Source organism: Sorangium sp. So ce1036 (assembly GCF_051369805.1).
Lineage (GTDB): Bacteria > Myxococcota_A > Polyangia > Polyangiales > Polyangiaceae > Sorangium > Sorangium cellulosum_F.
The window spans coordinates 7,141,635-7,156,764 of record NZ_JBBMOX010000001.1 but is presented as its reverse complement, the minus strand read 5'-3'; the positions used below and the strand labels follow the sequence as shown (position 1 = coordinate 7,156,764).

Genomic DNA, 15,130 nt, shown 5'->3' with positions numbered 1-15,130 from the left:
ATCCGCCCTCTCCCGCGCGCTGGCGATCCTCGAGATACGCTATCTCCCGCCCGTCACACCGGAATCCCCATGTCCCGCCGGAGCGCGTCGAACTCCTCCGTGAATCGACCATTGCTTCCGCGGAGCAGCAGCGGCGGCTCGTCGCGCGCCACCCCCTCGCCCGCGCGGCCGCGGCGCAGCGCATAGACCGAGAACAGCGCGGCCTTGCTCACCTTCGGGACGACATCGCGCCACGCCGCGAGCGCGAGCCCCGCGGCCTTCGCCGCCGCCTCGACCCGCGCCCGCTGCCGCGCCGCCGCGCACGCCACGAACGGCGCGTCGGGCGCGAGCAGCCGCGCCGCCGCGAGGCAGTACGCCTCCACGCCGCCGCGGTGCTCGAAGCGGCACGGGCCGCACTGGACCCTCCCGGACTCGATGCCTGTCCCGACCGGCAGGTACGGCGGCGTCCCGGTCACGAGGTCCGCGGGGCCGAGCCCCTCGAGCGCCGCCGGGTCGCGCAGGTCCGCCCACCGCACCTCGCACCGCCCGTCGAGCCCGTTCCACCCGACCGAGCGCCGCGCCATCGCCGAGCTCACCTCCTGCGCCTCCACGCCCGCGCAGCGCGCCTCCGGGAAGCGCCACGCGGTGAACAGGAGCACCGTGCCGATGCCGCACCCGAGATCCACGGCGCGGCGCGGGGGCGCGTGCTTCACCTGCTCCGCCGCGAACCACGCGGTCACGAGGTCGTCCGCCGACCAGCGGTGCCCGTCGCGCCGCTGCAGGATGCGGAAATCGCCCGAGAGATAGCAGAGGTCCTCGCCCGGGCCGGGCCAGACCTCCGGCCGGTCCGGCGTCACGGGCCGCGGCCCGGGGGCGACCCACCCGGGCGGCCGGCGCGCGGGCCGGACGATCCCGCCGGCAGGCGCGATGAAAGGCTGGGCGTCAGGGGGAGCGGTCATCGGTCTCCAGGGGCCACGCCGCGGAGGCCTCGGAGCCATCGCACCTGGCGTCGCGGAGCTCGGGATCGTCGCAGAAGAGGCACTCCGTCAACTGGCAGTTCACCGGCGGACAGGACTCAGGACAGGGGATGTCGTCCGGGTTGGACGGGTCGTGAGGCTCGTTCGGATCGCAGTCGATGATCTGCCAGGTAATCGCGCTCATGTCCTTCGGGTCCTCGGGACACACGCACCCGCCGGCCCTCTGATTGAAGGCGTGCGTCGCCATCATGGTGATGGTGTGGCACCGGTCCGTCGCGGTCTCCACGGCGTCCGGGAGGTTCATCTGGCTCAGGAGCCAGCGGAGCAGGACGGGGCGCGGCCCTCCGGCGATGGTCCCCGGCTCGATCCACCCCGGGGTCGTGTTCCTGAGGTACGGGCTGTTCCACGGCGTCCTCTTCCCGTAGTCGATGTAGAGGGCGACCTGCACGGGATCGCCGTTGTCCTCGGACAGCACGGTCGCCTCGAATTCCTTGAGCGTGTCCTGCTCCGTGATGTGGATGGGCAGGAAGACGGGAGGGAACGTCGGCGTGAGCACCGGCGCCGTCCGCGCGGGCTCCTTGTACTCCGGCGGCTCGATGACGAGGCAGCCGACCGCGGAGGTGGCGAGCGCCGCCGCCGCGAGCGAGCGCGCGAGCGCGGTCAGGGCGCGCGGGCGCGAGGGGAGGGCGGCGGCGCGGAGGCGGGGAGGGCAGGGCGGAGCGGGCATGATCGGTGGGGTGCGCGCCTCCGGCGTGGCGCCGCGCTGGATACGGCGCCGCGCCGGACGCAGGGACTGTATCCGTTCGGGCGCGGCGCGGCACACCGAACCGCATCCCCGCCGGCCCGGGCGATGTCAGCGGCCCGGGGCCGCGGGCGCGCTCCCCAGCGCGTAGACGACCTTCACCTGCGTGCTGAACGAGACCTCGCCCGGAGCGAGCGGGGTGCCCGCGCCGCGGTCGTACATGGCCGCCTTCGCGGCGAAGACCGGGCCGCCGCCGTCGATGATCTCGCTGATCGCGACCACGGGGCCGAGCGGGACGCCCTGGAGCCGGGCGAGCGCCTCGGCCCGCGCGCGCGCGTCCGCGATCGCCTTCTCCCGCGCCTGCGCCTCGAGCGGGTCGGTGTTGTCGAGGCCGAACGAGACGCCCCAGACGTTGTTCGCGCCGGCGGCCACGGCCGCGTCGAGCACCGCCCCGACCTGCGCGAGGTTGCGGATGGTGGCCGTCACCGTGTTGCTCACCCGGTACACGTACCTCGGCGGAGCCGGCTGGGCCGGCGCCAGATCAGGGGGCGCCGGAGGCGGCGCCGCCGGCTTCTGCGCGGGCGCCGCCTTCGGTCCGCGCCCGGCGGGCGGCGCGGCCGGCGCGGCCGGGGCCGCGCGAGGCATCGGGGGCGGCACGTCCGGCTGGCGCTCGAGCTGGATGGAGTAGTTGCTGGTCTGGATGTCCTTGTCGGCGAGCCCAGCCTTCCTGAGCGCCCCGAGGATGTCGGTCATGCGCGCCGCGGCCGTCTGCGTGGCCTCGGCGACCGTGGGCGCCAGCACCTCGATGCCGAGCTGGGCGCGGGCGATGTCCGGCTTCGCGCTGACCTCGCCCTGACCCACGACCGTGATGGTGCGCGCCTCGGGGGCCGCGGCCTGGGGCGGCGTCGCCTGGGCCGCGCAGGCGGCGAGCAGGGGCGCGGTCGTCAGCAGGAGGCCGGCCAGGGTCAGCCGGCGCCACAGAGATGTCGGGATGGTCATGCCCGAGCAACGCGCGACGCCGGCGCCGGCTTACAGCGCACCCCGCGCGGCTCCGCCCGCGCACCTCGGCCCGCGCACCTCGGCCCGCGCGCCCCAGCTCGCGCGCCCCGGCCTGCGCGCTCTGCGCCAGCGCGGACGGCCGCGGACGGCAGCGCTCCAGGAACGCGCAGCGCGGTCCGCGGCGAGGCCGTGGCTCCGCCGCGGCAAGCTGTCCCGCGGCGTGTCCGGTGCGCTATGGTCGTTCACGTGCTCACACTACCCAGCGACGAGGAGATCCTCGGAGGTCTGCAGGGAGCGACGATCATCAGCGACCTGTCGTCCGACATCGGCTACCGGATCGTGTCGCTCGCCGGGGCCGGGGCGATGTTCATCTCGCACTACGCGCTCCGCACCGCGCCCGAGGGCGAGACCCCCGTCGTCGTCAAGATCCTCCGGCCGTCGCTCTTCCGGCAGCTCGGCCCGTCGGCGGCCGTGATCGTCAAGAAGGAGGCCGTGTCCCTCGGCCGCCTCAACGAGCAGGTCCCCCCGACGCCCTTCGTGGTCCGGCTCATCGACACCGGCACGTTCGCGGTGCGCCGCGGCACCAAGACGCTCGATCTGCCGTGGATCACGATCGAGTACGTTCACGGCGGCGTCCAGGGCGTGACGCTCCGCCAGCGGGTGCAGGGGACCATCCAGTCCACGGGGTTCGCCTTCGATCCGGCGCGGGCGACGCGCGCGATCGAGTGCATCTCGAGCGGGCTGTCGGCGGTGCACGAGGTGGGCGTCATCCACCGCCAGCTCACGCCGGAGAGCATCCTGTGCTGCGGCTCCGGCGACGAGGAGCTGTTCAAGATCAGCGACTTCGGCATGGCGCGGCCGCGGGGCATCCGGGAGACGATCATGGCCGGCGTCGTCGGCGGCTCGGGGGTCGTGCCGCCGGAGATGCTCTCCGCCGATCCGGGCACGATCGGCCCGTGGACCGACATCTTCAACCTCGCGTCGGTCATCTTCTTCCTGCTCACGGGCGAGGAGTACATCGTCGCGGAGTCGCAGGCGCAGGCGCTCATGGTCGCGATGGCGCGCACGCGCCGGAGCATCCTCGAGACGCGGTGGCTCCACCCCGCGCTGCGCGCGAACGACCAGGCGTGCAAGTCGATCGACTTCGCGCTGCGCTGGGCGTCGGCGGGCGAGGCGCAGGAGCGCCTCCAGGAGGCCGTGGCCGTGGCCGCCATGCTCTCGCCCTACCTCCGCCCCGCCTCGCCGATCTCCGCGCTGGAGCGGCGGATCGTGGCGAGCGCGGGCGAGCAGCGCGTCCGGTCCCAGGACGAGATCGGCCCCATGACGATCCCGTCCACGCTCGTGAAGGCGCCGGCGCCGCCCAGGGGAGATCTCGGCCAGACGCTGCTCTCGAAGCGCTCGTCCAGCGCCGTCCGCCCGAGCCCGGACCGGGCGAGCCCGGATCGCGCGATCGAGGCCGAGGTCATCAGCGCGAGGCCGCGCGCCCTGAAGGAGGCGCCGCAGCGGGTGTCCGTGGTCGAGCGCTGGACGTGGAGCGTACTGCACAACCCGAGCCTCGAGGCGGTCCTCCGGAGCGTGGCCTGGGACGGCTACGGCCGGTGCCTCGCGGCCGCGACGGGCGGGCTGCTCTTCTGGAACGGGACGAGCTGGAGCGAGGCGTCGTCCGGCGGCCTCCCGAGCCCTCAGGGCGTGCGCTTCGTGCACCGGATCGGGCCCGGCCGCTGGCTGCTCGGCGGCGACGCCTCGACGCTCGCCGTGTACACGACGGGCGGCGTCACCGGCGTCTTCCAGCTCCCGGGCGAGCCGCAGTCGCACGTCGCGCTCAGCGGCGATCTCGACGACATGGGCATCCTCGTCTCGACGACGCCGAGCGATCCGCGGCCGCTCTTGCACGCGTTCATCGCGAAGCGATGGCTGCGGCCGATGCCGGCCGACGGCGTCGCGTTCCTCGCGGCGGTCGCGCGGGTCGAGGACGAGCGGTGGCTGGTCGTCGGCCGGTCGACCACGGGCGAGGGGCTGGTGGCGCTCTACGCCCCGCTCGACTGGCACCTGGAGCGCATCCCCGCGCCGCCCGCGCGGGCGTTCGTGGCGTGCGCCGGGCGGCCGGACCTCGGCGTGGGCATCGCGGTGGGCGCGGAGGGGAGCGTCGTCTGGCGGTACGGGCAGAGCGTCTTCGCGGAGACGATCGAGCCGCGGCGCGCGCTCTCGGCGGCGACGATCGACGCGGAGGGCCGCGCCTGGGCGGGCAGCGCGGGGCGCATCTGGGTGCGGCGCGGCGGCATCCCGCCGATGGCGGGCACGTGGGAGTGCGTCTGGGAGAACGACGCCTGGGTCGGCCCGGTCGTGTCGCTGTTCGTCGACTCGGAGGTCGTCGTCGCCATCACGGCCGACGGGGGCATCATCGAGGGGCGCCTCGCGGGCTGAGGATCCCGGCCTCCCGCCCCGCCGGCCGAGGGGGTGCGTCCTCGGTCCGTTTCCTGCTTGCCTGCACGCCACCCCCATCCACGCCGCCGCTTCGTGAGCTCGGCTGCGCCTGCGGCGCGTCCCGCCGGCGCGGGGCGGCGCAGAGGAGCATTCACGATGGAGTACCGGAAACTCTGGATCGCGCTCGCGGTGGTGGTGCTGGGATCCTTCGCCGTGCTCAGCGGCGTGGGGCTCCGGGCCGTGAGCGCCGGGCCTCCGATCCCCGCGCGCGTGGTCAGCGCCGACGGCCGGACGCTGTTCGACGGCGAGACGATCCTGGACGGCCAGAACGTGTGGCAATCGATTGGCGGCCAGGAGATCGGGTCGATCTGGGGGCACGGCGCCTACGTCGCGCCGGACTGGACCGCCGACTGGCTCCATCGCGAGGCGGTCTTCGTCCTCGACCGGTGGGCGCGGGAGGAGGGCGCCCCGGCGTTCGCGGCGCTCGACGCCGAGCGGCAGGCGGCGCTGCGGGCCCGGCTCGAGGACCGGATGCGCCGGAACACCTACGACGCCGCGCAGGGCACGATCACCGTCGATCCCGCGCGCGCCGCGGCGTTCGACGCCCTGGCCGCGCACTACGCGAGCGTCTTCGGGGAGGGGCGCGACGAGTACGCCATCCCGCGGGGCGCGCTCGTCGACCCCGACAGGCAGCGGGCGATGGCGGCCTTCTTCTGGTGGACCGCCTGGGCCTCCGCGACGGAGCGCCCCGGCGAGGACGTCTCGTACACGCAGAACTGGCCGCACGAGCCGCTCGTCGGCAACCGGCCGACCGGCGAGGCGGTGGTCTGGAGCGTGGTGAGCTTCGTCCTGCTCCTCGCCGCCGTCGGCGGCATGGTGTGGTATTTCGCCGCACGTGAGCGCGAGCCTGAGCCCGCGCGCCCACCCGGCAAGGATCCGCTCCTCGGCCTGCGCCCGACGCCCTCGCAGCGGGCGACGGTCCCCTACTTCTTCGTGGTCGCGGCGCTCTGGGTCGTCCAGGTCGCGCTCGGCGCGGTCACGGCGCACTACGGGGTCGAGGGGTCCGGCTTCTACGGCATCCCGCTGGATCGCTGGCTGCCGTACTCCGTGACGCGGACGTGGCACGTGCAGCTCGGCATCTTCTGGATCGCGACGTCGTGGCTCGCCACGGGGCTCTATGTCGCGCCGGCGGTGGGCGGCGTCGAGCCGAGGGGGCAGCGGCTCGGCGTCCTGCTCCTGTTCGGCGCGCTGGTCGTCGTGGTCGTGGGATCGCTCGCGGGCGAGTGGCTGGGCATCCACCAGCGGCTCGGCGACGCGTGGTTCTGGTTCGGCGCGCAGGGGTACGAGTACGTCGATCTCGGCCGCTTCTGGCAGATCCTGCTCTTCGGCGGGCTCGTGTTCTGGTTCTGGCTCATGATGCGCGCCCTCCGACCGGCGCTCGCCCGCCGCGACGAGAGCCGCCCGCTGCTCCTCCTGTTCGTCCTCGCGAGCCTCGCCATCCCGCTCTTCTACGCCGCCGGCCTGCTGTACGGACAGCGGAGCCCGCTGGTCACGGCCGAGTACTGGCGGTGGTGGGTCGTCCACCTCTGGGTCGAGGGGTTCTTCGAGGTGTTCGCCACGGTCGTGATCGCGTTCCTCTTCGCCCGCCTCCAGCTCATCGGCCTGCGGCCGGCGACGTACGCCGTGCTGTTCTCCACCGTGGTGTTCCTGTCCGGCGGCATCATCGGCACCTTCCACCACCTCTACTTCACGGGGGTCCCGAGCTCGGTGCTCGCGCTCGGCGCGGTGTTCAGCGCCCTCGAGGTCGTGCCGCTCGTGCTCATCGGCTTCGAGGCCTGGGGGAACCTCCGTATCGCGCGCGGGAGCGAGCTGACCGCCTGGATCGGCGCCTACAAGTGGCCGATCTACTTCTTCGTGGCGGTGGCGTTCTGGAACTTCGTGGGCGCGGGGCTGTTCGGGTTCTTCATCAACCCGCCGATCGCGCTCTATTACATGCAGGGGCTCAACACGACGCCTGTCCACGGCCACACGGCGCTCTTCGGCGTCTACGGGATGCTGGGCCTCGGGCTGACGCTCTTCTGCCTGCGCGCGCTCAAGCCCGGGCTCGCCTGGAAGGAGCGCGCGCTCTCCGCCGCGTTCTGGCTGATCAACGGCGGGCTCCTCCTCATGGTGCTCCTGAGCCTGCTGCCCATCGGCCTGCTCCAGGCGTGGGCCGCGGTCGAGCACGGCACCTGGTACGCGCGCTCGGCGGAGTTCCTGCAGACCGGGCTGATGGACCGGCTGCGGTGGCTGCGCGTGATCGGGGACACGCTGTTCGCGATCGGCGCGCTCCTGCTCGGCTGGTTCGTCCTCGGCCTCTGGACCGGCCGGTCGTTCGATCGGGCGGGGGGGCGCGTGGAGGAGGGAGAGTCCGGGATCCACCCCGCCCCCACGTCGCGCGGGCCGGCCGCGGAGTGACCCGTCAGCCGCGCGCGTCCCGCGGCGCGCGGTACCTCGCCACGACCACCGTGATGTCGTCGTCGGGGCTCGTCGACCAGCTCTCGACGTCCCGGAGGATCCGGTCGCGGATGACGTCGACGGGCGCGGCCTGCGTGGCCTCGACGGCCGCGCAGAGCCGCTCCACGCCGAACTGCTCCCTGTGCGCGTTCCGCGCCTCGGTCACCCCGTCGCTGTAGAGCACGAGGACGTCGCCGTCCTCGAGGACGAACTCGGCGTCGCGCGTCATCGCGTCGATGGCGGGCAGGATGCCGACCCAGACCCCGGAGCTCGGGATGCACTCGCAGCGCCCCGTCCTCGCGCGGCACACGAGGAGGTCCTCGTGCGCGCCGGCGAACGTCACCCGACCGCCGCGCTCGTACCGGAGCAGGACCAGGGTCGCGTGCTCGTCGCGCTTCAGCCGATCGCGGATGTTCTCGTGGATGGCCCGGTTGAGCGCCGAGATGACCGCGCCCGGGCTGGCGGTCGGCTCCCGCCGCGTCAGCGCCGCGACCATGCCCTGGATCATCAGCATGACCAGCCCCGCCGCGAGCCCGTGCCCCGCGACGTCGCCGATCCCGAGCCAGCCGCCCTGCGGCGTCGGGAGCACGTCGTAGTAGTCGCCGCCGACCTCGGCCGTCGGCTTCATGGCCGCGCTGAGCTCGAGCCCGTCCACCCGCAGCGTCGCGGGCAGGAGCGCGGTCTGGATGTGCTCCGCGACGACGCTCTCCTGGCGGGCCCGCTCCTGCTCCAGCCGCTCGCGGATCTCCACCTGCCGGACGATCTCCCGGTGCATCGACACCGCCTTCATCGCGGAGCCGATCTGGAGGCGCACGCCGTCGTAGACCACCTCGTTGGCGCCGCTGTTGACCACCGCGACGCCGAAATTCTCGGCGTCGCCGAACGCGAGCGGCATGGCGATCACGCTCCAGCGATCCACGGAGCTCAGGAAGCCGGGCGGGGCGAGGGAGCGAGACGGAAAGCTCGCGGGCGGGGGCTCCACCTCGCGGCCGTGCTCCATCAAGAAGAGCGACTTCAGCGTGGCGCGCTGCGGGTCGTCGTAGAGCGACACGGAGACGTGCGTGAGATCCAGCCTGGGCAGCTCCGACGCCAGCGTGCGCCGGAGCAGGGGCAGGCTCAGGCACGTCGAGAAGCACATCCCGGTCCAGCTCAGGTTGATCGAGGCGCGCTCCAGGTAGAGCCGCCTCTCCCCCTCGGCGCGCACGGACGCGTGGCTGATGAGGACGCGGCTTTCGTGCCAGAGCCGCTCGAGGCCGCCCCCGGGCGCGCCCTCCGGCGCGCCGATCCGCTCGCGGAGCAGCGTGATCGCGCGCTGGAACTGATCGAGGGCGACGCCCTCGCGCCCGGCCGCGTCGAGGAGCGCCTGCAGGGCCAAAAGGAAGCGGCCCTCCCGCCCCGCGAGCTCCTCCTCGAGCGCCGAGAGCAGCTCGCCCGGCCAGCCCTCGAGCGGGGCGGCCGAGTGCGTCACGACCTGCGCGAGCGCGCGCGCGAGGTCCTCCCGCTGGCCTCCGAGCGAGCGGGAGGGCGCGGCGCGCGCCGGGGCCTCCGCGCTCGCGCGCGGGGAGGCCGCCGCGTAGTACCCGCAGCCGCACGACTCGCGCCGCGTGACCTCGACCGGCAGGAGGCTGCGCTCGGGGACGCGCTCGCCGCCGAGCTGGCGCAGGACCGTCGTGACCGCGAGCGCCCCGAGCTCCTTGATCGGCTGGCGGACGGTCGTCAGGGACGGCCTCGTGACGCGCGAGACGGCGACGTCGTCGAACCCGCACACGAGGACGTCGGCCGGGACGTCGAGGCCGTGCGCCTTCAGCGCGTCCATCGCGCCGAGGGCCATGTTGTCGTTCCCGGCGACGACCGCGTCGAGGTCGACCCGGCGCGCGAGGAGCTCGCGCATCGCGCGGCGGCCGCCGTCGATCATGAAATCGCCGAACACGAAGAGGCGCTCGTCGCAGGGGAGGCCGCGCGCCGCGAGCGCCCTCCTGTAGGCGTCGGCGCGCAGGTTCGCCTCCTCGTTGCTGGCCGGCCCGCTGATGTACGCGACGCGCCGGCAGCCGTGGTCGTCCAGCACGTGCGCGACCACGGCCTCCGCCCCGCGGGCGTTGTCGACGATGACGCTCGGGATGCCGTCCACGGCGAGCCCCACGCTGCACAGGGGCAACGGCGCGTAGGACCGGCAGAACGCGCGCGCGTCCTCGACGCCGAGGTGGTTGGTGAGCGCCGACGTGACGACCACCACGGCGTCGACCGCGTCGGCGCTGATGAGCGGGTAGATGTTGCTCCGGGCCGTCAGGGCGTAGCCCGGGCGGGCGAGCGACTCTCCGAAGGCGACCACGAGGTTGACGTCGTGCGCCTCGGCGGCGCGCTCGACCCCGAAGCGCACCTCGGACTGGTACTCGCCGCACAGGTAATCGATGAGGAGGGCGATTGTCGGCCGCTTCGCCGCCATGGTACGTGGCTCTTCGTACACCTTCTCGCGGCGGGCTCAACCCTCTAGCCGCCCCTCGGCCCTCCATCGCTGGAGCGGCGCGTGCGCGATGATCGTCAGCTCGTTGCCCTCGATCTTGTAGTCGACGTCGAGCCCCCCCTCGGCCCGGACGCGCGCCAGGCCCAGGCCCGAGACCCCCTCGAGCGTCGCGGTCTCGGTGATGAGCTCGTCGTAGTGCTTCAGGGGGTCGATCGCGGTCTTGAGGTCCAGGAGCCTCTTCTCGACCTCGCGCAGGCGCTCCGGAGACGCCTCGTTGCGCGCGCGGATCTTCATGATGTGAGACGTGTCGTCCTCCTCCAGCGCGAGCTCGAGGCTGACGCGGGGGCCGGTCGAGTACTTGGTGATGTTCTCCGCGAGCTCGTGCGCGGCCATGTAGAACCGCGAGCTCACGTTCGCGTCGTCCAGCACCGCGCCGCAGAAGCTGGACACCAGCCTCAGCACCGCGGTCGCCAGCCGTTCACTCGGAAAGAAGGTGATGCAGAGGAACAGCGAGGCGCTCTGCGTGGGTTCGGGCGATGACACAGCAGTCGAGTCTACGCCGTCCGCGCGGCAGCGCCAACCACGACCTCGAGGCGACATGAGGACGGCGCGCATGTGGGCGGTGCCCGGCCGCGAGGCAGACAGTCCTCCCACCCCGCGCGCGCTGCGTGCTGCCCCACAGCGCCGCCGCGCCGCTCTCAGTAGGCCAACGATGCGATGTGCTGGAAGGCCGCAGCGGCGCCCACACGGCCCCCAGCGAGCTGCGCGCACATCGCGGCATCAGACCGGCGCGCGCCCCCCTGCGCCGCCGTGCCTGGACGCTGCGGCGGGGTGCGGCGAGCGCGCGAGATCGCGTGGAGAGCGCCGGAGATCTCGGTCGAGCCAGCCGGCGGCGTGTACCCGATCGCGGCACCGATCACCTGGCGGGTGAGCTCGTCTCGCCCGGGCCCCACCTTCTCTTTCACTGTGCCCTCTGCGTCTCTGCGATTCATTCCTGTTCTTTCGACACGATGGATGCTCCGGTTGCGTCGCTCCGTGCGATCTTCCAACCATCACCGGTCGCCGCGCTCATCACAGCAGGAAGGAGCGCCGATAAGCTGTCGATGCAGCGCCATTTTGCCCGCGGAGCGAGGCGCGAGCGGCCTCTCGCCGCTGACGCGCCCATGGATTGGCGCCCTGTTCTGGCCGTCGACTCGGCGGCGCAGCGCACGGGGGGCGGATCGTGGCGCCGGCGGCGCCGTTCGAGCCGCTCGTGCGGCCCGCGGAGCGGTGGCCGGGGGCGCGGCGGGCGGTGCGGAGCGCCGGCGCTCCGCTCGGCTCGCCGCCGCGCGCCGTGGTCTGTGCTAGTGTGGCGCCGTGTCACGGCGAGACGTTTGGGAGCAGATCTACCGCCGCTTCGATCCCGTGGAGCCGGTGAAAGACCCCGCCTGGCGTGCTCCCCGGTCGCATACGCCGGTCGACGTTATCGCGCGACGACTCGACCTGCCCTTCGCAGATCCGCGCATCCTTCTGGTCGGGACGGTGGGCACCGGCAAATCGACGGAGCTGCTTCGCCTCAGGGAGGCGCGGGAGACCAAGGAATTCGTCCTGCTGCTCGATCTGCACCGGCACTTCGCGTGGATGGGCGACGGTGAGGCGATCCAGCGCGTCGCGTCCTGGGAGGTCATCTTCCTCGTGGGGCTCTCCGTGCTCGGCGCGGCGCGGGAGATTCTGCCGTACGAGGTGCCGCCGCAGCACGTCGAGGAGCTCAGGCAGGCCTGGGAGCAGGTGGCAGACGCGACCGGGACACCGAAGACGAGCGAGCTTGACCTGGGGAAGGTGGCCTCGGGCATGATCACCACGGCCGGCTCGGTCCTCGTGCCGGCGCTCGGGTTGTCGGGAGGCGCAGCGGCGGGCGCGGCGGTCGGCGTCGGCGTGACGAAGGCCATCGCGGAGGGCATCCGCCGCATGGTGCCTATCGGGCGCAGCGGACGTACGCTGCCCGACCAGGACGACGCCATGCAGACGCTGCTCGGGGCGGTCAACGTCCTCGTCGGCCACATGCAGCAGCAGCACCGACGCGTCTTGCTGCTCATCGACGGCCTCGACCGCATCCGCGATGAAGAGCGCGCGCTCGACCTTTTCCTGCGCTCCGAGCTGCTCAGTCAGATCGCTTGTCCTACCGTCATCTGCGCTCCGTTCGCGCTCCGGAGCGCGCCTGTCGGCGCGGCGATCCCGCGCTTCGATACGGTCGTGCTCGCGAACGAGCCCGTGCTGGACAAGGCTCATCCGGAGCGTCCGGGCCCAGGGGTCCCCTTCTTTGCCGAGGTGTACCGCCGGAGGACACAGGATCTGCCCGCGCCCGATGCGATCGGACAGGACTCGCTGGAGCGCCTCGCCTACGTGTCCGGCGGTCGTGCGCGGGACTTCGTCAAGCTCGTGCGTGGCGTGGCCGAGCGCGCCTGGACGATGGACGTGACCACGGCGACGGACGAGATCGTGGCAGACGCGGTGGATGAGGCGCGGCGAGATCGAGAGCGCGGGCTCGACGTGGGGCACCTCGGCGTGCTGCGCGCGGTCATGGCGGACGCGCAGCGGCAGCTCCCCGAGGACGCCCGCGCGCGACAGCTCCTCGATTGGGGGCACCTGCTCCCGTATCCCAACGAGTCCGAATGGTACTACCCGCATCCGCTCCTCACGCTGCACCTCCTGCGCGCCCCTGGCTCGACCGGCTGAGCCTGATCCTGCGCCTCGCGGGGCGCGGGGTGATCGTGCTCATGGACCGGGCGCGACCCGAGCGGCTGGGTGAGCTCGTGCGCCATGTGCTCCACGAGCGGCCGGACACGGAGGTGCTGACCGAGGCACGGGCGCTCGCTTCGATGCCGGAGGGGAGCACCGTCGTCCTCTGCGTGCGCGCGGCCGACGCCGCGTGGCTCAACCAGGAGCGGCCGGTGGTGCAGGAGCGGGCGCTGCGCCTCGTGCTGTTCAGCGACGAGGCGACGACCGTGAATCTGGCTCGGTGCGCGGTGGATTTCTATGACTGGATATCGCACCGCATCGACTGTCCAGACGGGCCGCCCGCGTTCGCCGTGCATGCGCTGCGGCGCGCGGCCTGCGCGCGCGCGCCTGCCATCGCGTGGACCGGCGGCGAGCTCGAGGAGACCTTCGCGCGGGCGCTGCCGGGCCGGAGGCTCCAGCGCGTCTCGGCCGCGCAGCCGTACGCGGCGCTCGTGGAGGCGCTCCGCCCGAACCCGAGGACGTGGAGCGCGGTCGAGGATGCCGAAACATCCATCCGGCTGCGGCGCACGCGCTGGGCCGCCGCGGAGGCCGGGCGCAGGGGGCGAACGCTGCTGGTTCAGCCTCCGACCGGCCTGTCCGCGCTCCCCCGGGTGGGAGCGCGTGCGCTTGCGCTCGACGAGGGCGCGGGACGCCTGCGCGCAGCGGGGATCCAGCGTTGCGTGCGGCTCGCGGCGATCCTGGAGCTCGCGCCGGATGCCGTCGATGACGCCGCGAGCCTGGCGCGCGCGGGGGTACCGGAGGCCGAGCTCTCCGCCATCGCGCTCCGGGAGGACGACCCGGGCGGCGCGCTCGCGCGCCTCGTGCAGCAGCGCGGGCGAGAGCGCGCGGCCACGAGGGAGCCTGGCGGCGGGGAACCGGGCTCCGAGCTGAAAAAGGACGCCTATCTGCCCGACTGGCCTGGTCGCATCGATCTGGCGTTGCGCCACGGCGACGTGGAAGTGGCTGCTCGCTGGGCCGCCGGCTGGATGGCAGCGACGGGCGACAGCGCACGAGCGACAGCAGCGCTCGCCCGTGTACGCGCGTTCTCGGTCGATCTCTGCGAGGCACGCGCGCTGCTCGAGCGAGCTCGCGAGCGAGCGAAGGCCGGCGTCGACGAGGAGACGCGCTTCGAGCTGCTGTGGGCAGAGGGGATCCTGCTGTCGTCTGAGGGGCACACCGGGGCGATACCGGTGCTGCGGGATGCGCTGGAGCTCGGGCGGCGGCTCGGGCGTTCGTTGCAGGAGCTGAGTGAGCTCTACGACGCTTCGGTGCAGGCCCTCCTCCGAGCGGGCCGGCTCGTGGATGCGCAGCGGCTGCTCGATGAGTGGACAGGGCTGCTAGGGCGCGCGCACGTGGATGTGTCGCTCGATATCCTGCTTGCGCGGCCGACCGCGGAGCTCATGCTCGCGCGAGGGGACGCGCACGGCGCCTCCCGGCTGCTGGAGTCGGTGCTCCCGCGATGGCCCGATCCCGACCACCCGAGCCTCGGGGTGCTCGAGCAGCGCCTCGCTCAAGCATGGATCGAGCAGCGGCGATTCCGTGAGGCGGAGCGCCTCCTGCGCAAAGCGCTCGAGCGCCATCAGCGCCTCGGGCGTCCGACCCTCTTCCTGCGGCACGAGCATGGCCGCGCGCTGCTGGGGCTGGGCCGCTTCCAGGAGGCCGAGCGGGAGCTCCGCCGGGCGCTCGCGGAGGTGCCCGAGACGAAGAGCGCTGCGCCGATGCGCCACGAGCTCGCGCGCTGCATCGAGGCGCAGGGGCGGTTCGACGAAGCCGAGGCGCTGCTCGACGAGATCCTGGCCGAGCTGCGGCGGGACCGCGCCGTGGACGGGGCGCAGTATGCTGCGTCTCTCTACGAGAAGGCGCGTATCCGTCGGCTCCGAGGCGAGCTCGGGACGGCCGAAGCGTTGCTGCGTGAGGTGCTCCGCGTCGAGGAACGAGCTCTCGGTCGCGCGCACCCGGTGCTCCTCTCGACGCTCTCGGAGCTCGGCGGGGCGCTGATCGAGCTCGGGAAGTCGCGAGAAGCAGAGCCGCTGCTTCGCCGCGCCGCGCAGCTCGCCGAGCAGAAGGCGGACCGGTCGGCCCTCGCCGCGTCGCTGGCGCAGCTCGCCCGAGCGCAAGCTGCCCGGGGCTTCGTCCATGCGCGCGATGCCGCGCGTCGGGCCCTTCAGGTGTCGAGCACGGCGGACGCCGAGCTCGCCCCGGCGCTCCTTCGTGAGGTGGAGGCGATCGCGGCGGGCGCGATGCGGCGTACGCCGACCGGCTCGCCCCCGACCCGGTAAGTACGCTGGACCTGCG

General features: G+C 73.3%; 9 protein-coding genes. 4 read left to right on the top strand and 5 right to left on the bottom strand.

Annotated features, from left to right (window positions below; translation table 11 throughout):
* Nucleotides 1-53 precede the first annotated feature (53 nt).
* From WMF31_RS26785 to WMF31_RS26775, 3 genes are all read right to left on the bottom strand, one after another.
* A complete protein-coding gene (locus WMF31_RS26785; RefSeq protein WP_436604666.1) occupies nucleotides 54-938 on the bottom strand; it encodes a tRNA1(Val) (adenine(37)-N6)-methyltransferase in 885 nt (294 codons plus the stop codon).
* Nucleotides 922-1,683, bottom strand: coding sequence for a hypothetical protein (locus tag WMF31_RS26780; RefSeq protein ID WP_436604665.1), 762 nt, complete (start codon nucleotides 1,681-1,683; stop codon nucleotides 922-924). The genes WMF31_RS26785 and WMF31_RS26780 overlap by 17 nt, the downstream gene beginning before the upstream one ends.
* Nucleotides 1,684-1,809: 126 nt before the next feature.
* A complete protein-coding gene (locus tag WMF31_RS26775; RefSeq protein WP_436604664.1) occupies nucleotides 1,810-2,697 on the bottom strand; it encodes an SIMPL domain-containing protein in 888 nt (295 codons plus the stop codon).
* A 246-nt stretch (nucleotides 2,698-2,943) separates the two neighbouring features.
* Here WMF31_RS26775 and WMF31_RS26770 point away from each other — a divergent pair, with 246 nt between their 5' ends.
* Nucleotides 2,944-5,121 carry a serine/threonine protein kinase gene (locus WMF31_RS26770; protein WP_436604663.1) on the top strand — a complete coding sequence of 726 codons (2,178 nt, stop codon included), beginning with the start codon at nucleotides 2,944-2,946 and terminating at the stop codon, nucleotides 5,119-5,121.
* Between the two features lie 156 nt (nucleotides 5,122-5,277).
* Nucleotides 5,278-7,578 (top strand): nitric-oxide reductase large subunit, encoded by a 2,301-nt coding sequence (locus WMF31_RS26765; protein WP_436604662.1) that lies wholly within the window; start codon nucleotides 5,278-5,280, stop codon nucleotides 7,576-7,578.
* A 4-nt stretch (nucleotides 7,579-7,582) separates the two neighbouring features.
* Here WMF31_RS26765 and WMF31_RS26760 read toward each other — a convergent pair whose 3' ends face one another.
* A complete protein-coding gene (locus tag WMF31_RS26760; protein WP_436604661.1) occupies nucleotides 7,583-10,060 on the bottom strand; it encodes a SpoIIE family protein phosphatase in 2,478 nt (825 codons plus the stop codon).
* Between the two features lie 36 nt (nucleotides 10,061-10,096).
* Nucleotides 10,097-10,621 carry a hypothetical protein gene (locus WMF31_RS26755; RefSeq protein ID WP_436604660.1) on the bottom strand — a complete coding sequence of 175 codons (525 nt, stop codon included), beginning with the start codon at nucleotides 10,619-10,621 and terminating at the stop codon, nucleotides 10,097-10,099.
* An 813-nt stretch (nucleotides 10,622-11,434) separates the two neighbouring features.
* Here WMF31_RS26755 and WMF31_RS26750 point away from each other — a divergent pair.
* Together WMF31_RS26750 and WMF31_RS26745 are read left to right on the top strand one after the other, a co-directional pair.
* On the top strand, nucleotides 11,435-12,793 hold the full coding sequence (locus WMF31_RS26750) for a hypothetical protein (protein WP_436604659.1): 1,359 nt from the start codon (nucleotides 11,435-11,437) through the stop codon (nucleotides 12,791-12,793).
* Nucleotides 12,730-15,114, top strand: coding sequence for a tetratricopeptide repeat protein (locus WMF31_RS26745; protein WP_436604658.1), 2,385 nt, complete (start codon nucleotides 12,730-12,732; stop codon nucleotides 15,112-15,114). Before WMF31_RS26750 ends, WMF31_RS26745 begins: the two co-directional genes overlap by 64 nt.
* Nucleotides 15,115-15,130 lie beyond the last annotated feature (16 nt).

Excerpts from the sequence above, each read along its gene's own strand:
- WMF31_RS26745 (WP_436604658.1), top strand. The coding sequence starts at position 12,730 with ATGGTACTACCCGCATCCGCTCCTCACGCTGCACCTCCTGCGCGCCCC.
- WMF31_RS26775 (WP_436604664.1), bottom strand. The coding sequence starts at position 2,697 with ATGACCATCCCGACATCTCTGTGGCGCCGGCTGACCCTGGCCGGCCTC.
- WMF31_RS26780 (WP_436604665.1), bottom strand. The coding sequence starts at position 1,683 with ATGCCCGCTCCGCCCTGCCCTCCCCGCCTCCGCGCCGCCGCCCTCCCC.
- WMF31_RS26765 (WP_436604662.1), top strand. The coding sequence starts at position 5,278 with ATGGAGTACCGGAAACTCTGGATCGCGCTCGCGGTGGTGGTGCTGGGA.
- WMF31_RS26785 (WP_436604666.1), bottom strand. The coding sequence starts at position 938 with ATGACCGCTCCCCCTGACGCCCAGCCTTTCATCGCGCCTGCCGGCGGG.
- WMF31_RS26760 (WP_436604661.1), bottom strand. The coding sequence starts at position 10,060 with ATGGCGGCGAAGCGGCCGACAATCGCCCTCCTCATCGATTACCTGTGC.